The sequence below is a fragment of the Bradyrhizobium sp. 157 genome (assembly GCF_023073815.1).
GTDB lineage: Bacteria > Pseudomonadota > Alphaproteobacteria > Rhizobiales > Xanthobacteraceae > Bradyrhizobium.
In genome coordinates this window covers 1-4,578 of the sequence record NZ_JADPKF010000059.1, presented here as the reverse complement: position 1 = coordinate 4,578, position 4,578 = coordinate 1, and the positions used below count along the sequence as shown (strand labels likewise).

The window sequence follows — 4,578 nt, the reverse complement described above, 5'->3', positions numbered from 1 at the left end:
TAAGCACTCGGGCAGTGTCGCCCGCGGAGACACCCCCACCCCAGCCCTCCCCCGCAAGCGGGAGAGGGAGCGCACCTTCTTCGTGGTCGCAATCAAATCTAATTTCATCATGCTTTAGGGCGCCCTTCTCAGCTTCGCCGGCTGTGCCCTGACGGGATCAAGCAGCGACCAGTCGCCCTGCTCCAGCGTGTATCCCTTCGGGAATGGCGCGCGAAGCTCGAGCCCGAGCGAGCGAAGCACGCGATCGTCGCGGTAGTAGCATTGCAGGACCACGCGGACGAGCGTTGCCGCCGCAACGCCGCCGGTGGCGCGGAACTCCGTCGCGATAGCATCGCGCTTGGCGGCATCGAGCTCAGCCAGCGGCTTGCCGGCCAGACGCGCCAGATGATCGAGCGCGGCACGCACCATCGCAGTATCGCGCCCGAGCGTCACCAGCATGTCGGCCTGGATCGCGGGATCGTCGGCGCCGGGCACCTTGTACTCGTCGCTGGCGGGAATGATCATCGCCGCAATGGTGCGGAGATCGTCGCGTTGGGCTGAGGTCAATTCATTTGTTGCGAGCATGGCGGTCTCAGTCGAAGAGGTTGGCAAGGCGTTGCTTCATCTGGTCGGCGACGTAGAGCGCGATCGCCTGGATGGTCGAGGTCGGGTTCACGCCGCCTGACGTCACGAACACGCTGCCGTCGACGATGAAGAGGTTCTTCACGTCGTGCGACCGGCCCCATTCGTTGACGACGGAGCGTGCAGGGTCGGTGCCCATCCGCGCCGTGCCGAGCAGATGCCAGCCGCCCCAGGGAATCGGGTTGTTGATGCAGATGTCGGTCGCACCGGCGGTCTCGAGAATCTCCCGGCCGCGCGCCAGTCCGTGCTCCATCATCTTCCGGCTGTTCTCGCTGATCGTGTAATCGATCTTTGGCGCAGGGATTCCGTGGCTGTCCTTCAGCACGGGATCGAGCGTGACGCGGTTGTGCTCTTCGGGCAGATCCTCGCAGATCGCGGAGACTGCGAGGCGATGACCGTTGAGTCTGCGAAACACGCGGTGATGGTCCGCGCCCCACGGCAAGATGCCCTTTTGCTCGCTCGCGACGGCCTCGAACACCGGCCCTGCGCCGCGGCCGAACTGGATGCCGTAGCCGCGGACGAAACCGCGCGAGAGATCGGTGTCGTAGAATTCCTTGCTCCACAAGCAGGTTGGCGGCGCGCGGTTCGAGTCAGTCGGCTCCTTCACAAAACCGTAGATCTGCGCGTAGGGATGGAACATCAGGTTCTTGCCGACCAGGCCGGACGAATTGGCCAGGCCATTCGGGAATCGACCGGAGACCGAATTCAACAGTAGCCGCGGCGTGCCGACGCCGTTGCAGGCGATGATGACGACCTCGGCCGGCTGGAACTGCTCGACGCCATCCTTGTCGTAGTAGACGACGCCAGAGGCCATGCCATGCTCGTTGGTCAGGATCTCGCGGACGCGGCAATGGGTTTTTAGCTCGACGCCCGCGCGGATTGCCTGCGGCCAATAGGTGATGTCGGTTGAGGCCTTTGCGCCCTGCGCGCAGGCCGGCGTGCAATGGCCGAGATTGATGCAGCGCGCCCGCCCCTCGTAGTCCATCGTCGCGACGGTGGTGTCGGATGGCCACCAGTGCCAGCCGAGCTTGTTCATGGCCTTGCCGATCAGCGGGCCAGAAAGTCCAAGTGGCTGCGGCGGCATCGGCGGGTGGGTCAGCGGCGACAGCGGATCGCCTGAGAGACCCGAGACGCCCATCATCCGATCGTTCTCTTCGAAGAACGGCACCAGCGTGTCGTAATCGATCGGCCAGTCGTCGGCGACGCCGTCCAGCGTCTTCACCCGGAAGTCGGACGGGTGCAGCCTCGGCCAATGCGCGGTGTACATCACCGTCGAGCCGCCGACGCCGTTGAAGTTCACGACCTTGATCGGCGAGTTGTCGTCGTTGATCGGATAGTCCTCGGGCCGGGCGCGGACGTTCGGGCTGGTCGACCACTCGCCATAAAACTTCGCCTCCCAGTCGCGCCCCGTGCTCGGATATTCCGAGGGCTTCATCCAGCCGCCCTGGTCAAGGCAGAGAATATGCATCTTGGTTTCAGCCAGGCTCCACGCCACCGCCGCGCCGGACGCGCCGGCGCCGATGATGAGGACGTCAACGGGATCGTTCATTTCGGTCGCTTCGCTCCCTGAGTTGTCGTCGCCTTAAGGGCGATCTGGGCTCCACGATAGGGGCAGATGCGGCCGCCAGTAAAGCCGAGCGAGGCTGACTTGGCGGGACAAACACGCAACCCTGCCACGCCTTGATACCGGTTTGTCCGCGGGCGCGAGACCGGATAGCTTTTGAGCAAACCATAAACACGGGAGCGACGCCGATTCCGGACTACGACGCCATCATCATCGGCGCGGGCATGTCGGGGCTGTACCAGCTCTACCGGCTGCACGAACAGGGTTTTCGCGTGCGGGTGTTCGAGGCCGCGACCGATGTTGGCGGCACCTGGTACTGGAACCGCTATCCCGGCGCGCGCTTCGATTCCGAAAGCTATTCCTACGGTTATTCGTTCTCGAAGGAGTTGCTGGAGGAATGGGAATGGTCGGAGCATTTTGCCGGCCAGCCGGAGACGCTGCGCTATCTCAATTATGTCGCCGATAAATTCGAACTGCGCCGCGATATCCAGTTTCGGAGCCGGGTGACGGCGGCCACGTACGAGGAAGACACGCGGAGCTGGACCATCACGCTGGAGGACGGCAGCCGCTTCAGCGCGCGCTTCCTGATCACCGCAATCGGGCCGTTGTCGACGCCGACGCTGCCGAAGATTGAAGGCCGCGAGGATTTCAGGGGCGCATCCTTCCATACGGCACGATGGCCGAAGGAGCCGGTGGATTTTACCGGCAAGCGCGTCGCCGTGATCGGCACCGGCGCCACCGGCGTGCAGACCATCCAGACCATTGCGAGCCAAGTCGGCCATCTCACCGTATTCCAGCGCACGCCGAACTGGTGCGCGCCGCTGCACAACGGCAAGATCGACGCGGAGACCCAAGCGAAGATCAAGGCCGGCTATCTCGAGATATTCAGACGATGCCAGGAGACGTTTGCCTGCTTCCTGCATACGCCGGACCCGCGCGGCGCGTTCGAGGTGTCGGACGAGGAGCGCGAGGCGTTTTATGAAAAGCTCTATAGCGAGCGCGGCTTCGGCATCTGGCAGGGCAACTTTCGCGACATCTTGATCGACCGCAAGGCGAACGCGACGATTTCCAATTTCGTCGCACGCAAGATCCGCCAGCGCGTGAACAACCAGGCCGTCGCGGAAAAGCTGATTCCGAAAAATCACGGCTTTGGCACCCGGCGGCTGCCGCTCGAAACCTTCTATTACGAGGTCTACAACCAGGACAATGTCGAGCTGGTCGACATCAACGAGACGCCGATCGAGCGGATCACACCTCAGGGCATCAGGACGAGCGAACGGGATTACGAATTCGACATCATCATCTATGCGACCGGCTTCGACGCCATCACCGGCAGTTTCGACAAGATCAATTTCCGCGGTGCCGGCGGCACGCGGCTGAAGGACAAATGGAAGCGAGGACCGCAGACCTATCTCGGCATCATGGTGCACGAATTCCCAAACATGCTGATGCTGATGGGGCCGCACACCGCGCTCGGCAACATTCCGCGCAGCATCGAATACAGTGTCGACTGGGTGACCGGGCTGCTTCGGTTTGCGATGAAGAACAAGCTGACGCGCCTCGAAGCGACGCCCGAAGGCGTCGAGTCGTGGACCGATCATGTCAAGGCGCTCGGCGAAGGATTGCTGTCGAACGAGGTGAACTCCTGGATGACCGGCATCAACACCAATGTCGAGGGCAAACAGACCCGTATCGTCGCCCGCTACAGCGGCAGCGCGCCGGCGTACCGCGCCAGGTGCGATGAAGTAGCGGTGAAGGGGTATGATGAGTTGAGGCTGGGGTAGCATTTTTTCGTACCGGCGAACGCTCTACCTACCGTCATTGCGAGCGCAGCGAAGCAATCCATAGCGCCGCAAGTGGAGAGATGGATTGCTTCGTCGCTTCGCTCCTCGCAATGACGCTGATACGGTTTCGCGCTCTCGCGGCGCATTGCGCCCGAGGTTTGCATCTTCGTTTGCCCTCTCTCAAATCAGAGCAACTGTGGCGAGGTAGCCCGGTGCTCGGGCGGCCTCAAGGCTGGCGCTGGCGCGCCCCCGCCTTCGGCGGCTACGGCCTTGACCCCGCCCGTTCACCGGTCTGTTGGCTTTGCATGAGCTCGGCCGAGGACCGAGCGCATCAAGAAGTCTGTTCGATCAGCTCAGCGCATATCGACTGGGATCCCACTTCTGCCGTCGTGCGATCATGGTGTTGAGGATGATGATCAGCTTGCGCATGCAGGCAATGAGAGCGACCTTCGGCTCCTTTCCCTTGGCAAGCAGGCGTTGATAGTAGGCCTTCAGAACGGGATTGTTCTTAGTGGCTGCGCCAACGCAGGGCATGTAGATGGCGTTACGGACCCAGCGCCGGCCACCCTTGATGTGGCGCTCGCCGCGTCGCTTTCCGCTATCGTCGTC

Annotated in this window: 4 protein-coding genes; 1 reads left to right on the top strand and 3 read right to left on the bottom strand. The window is 62.6% G+C overall.

Translation table 11 applies throughout. From position 1 onward, the window contains the following. Nucleotides 1-114: 114 nt before the first annotated feature. Together IVA95_RS12420 and IVA95_RS12415 are read right to left on the bottom strand one after the other, a co-directional pair. Nucleotides 115-564, bottom strand: a complete 450-nt coding sequence (locus IVA95_RS12420) for a gluconate 2-dehydrogenase subunit 3 family protein (RefSeq protein ID WP_247510737.1) — start codon at nt 562-564, stop codon at nt 115-117. A 7-nt stretch (nt 565-571) separates the two neighbouring features. Beyond that, the gene (locus IVA95_RS12415; RefSeq protein WP_247510736.1) at nt 572-2,170 is read right to left on the bottom strand and encodes a GMC family oxidoreductase; all 1,599 of its coding nucleotides are present in this window, start codon (nt 2,168-2,170) and stop codon (nt 572-574) included. Nucleotides 2,171-2,334: 164 nt separating this feature from the next. Here IVA95_RS12415 and IVA95_RS12410 point away from each other — a divergent pair, with 164 nt between their 5' ends. After that, the gene (locus tag IVA95_RS12410) at nt 2,335-3,969 is read left to right on the top strand and encodes an NAD(P)/FAD-dependent oxidoreductase (RefSeq protein WP_346657997.1); all 1,635 of its coding nucleotides are present in this window, start codon (nt 2,335-2,337) and stop codon (nt 3,967-3,969) included. Nucleotides 3,970-4,317: 348 nt separating this feature from the next. On the opposite strand, the gene IVA95_RS12405 is transcribed toward IVA95_RS12410, so the two are convergent. Next, on the bottom strand, nt 4,318-4,578 hold a 261-nt coding region (locus IVA95_RS12405), incomplete at its 5' end, for a transposase (protein WP_247510734.1).

Bases quoted from the DNA above. Each gene is read 5' to 3' on its own strand.
- IVA95_RS12420 (WP_247510737.1), bottom strand. From the start codon at position 564: ATGCTCGCAACAAATGAATTGACCTCAGCCCAACGCGACGATCTCCGC.
- IVA95_RS12415 (WP_247510736.1), bottom strand. From the start codon at position 2,170: ATGAACGATCCCGTTGACGTCCTCATCATCGGCGCCGGCGCGTCCGGC.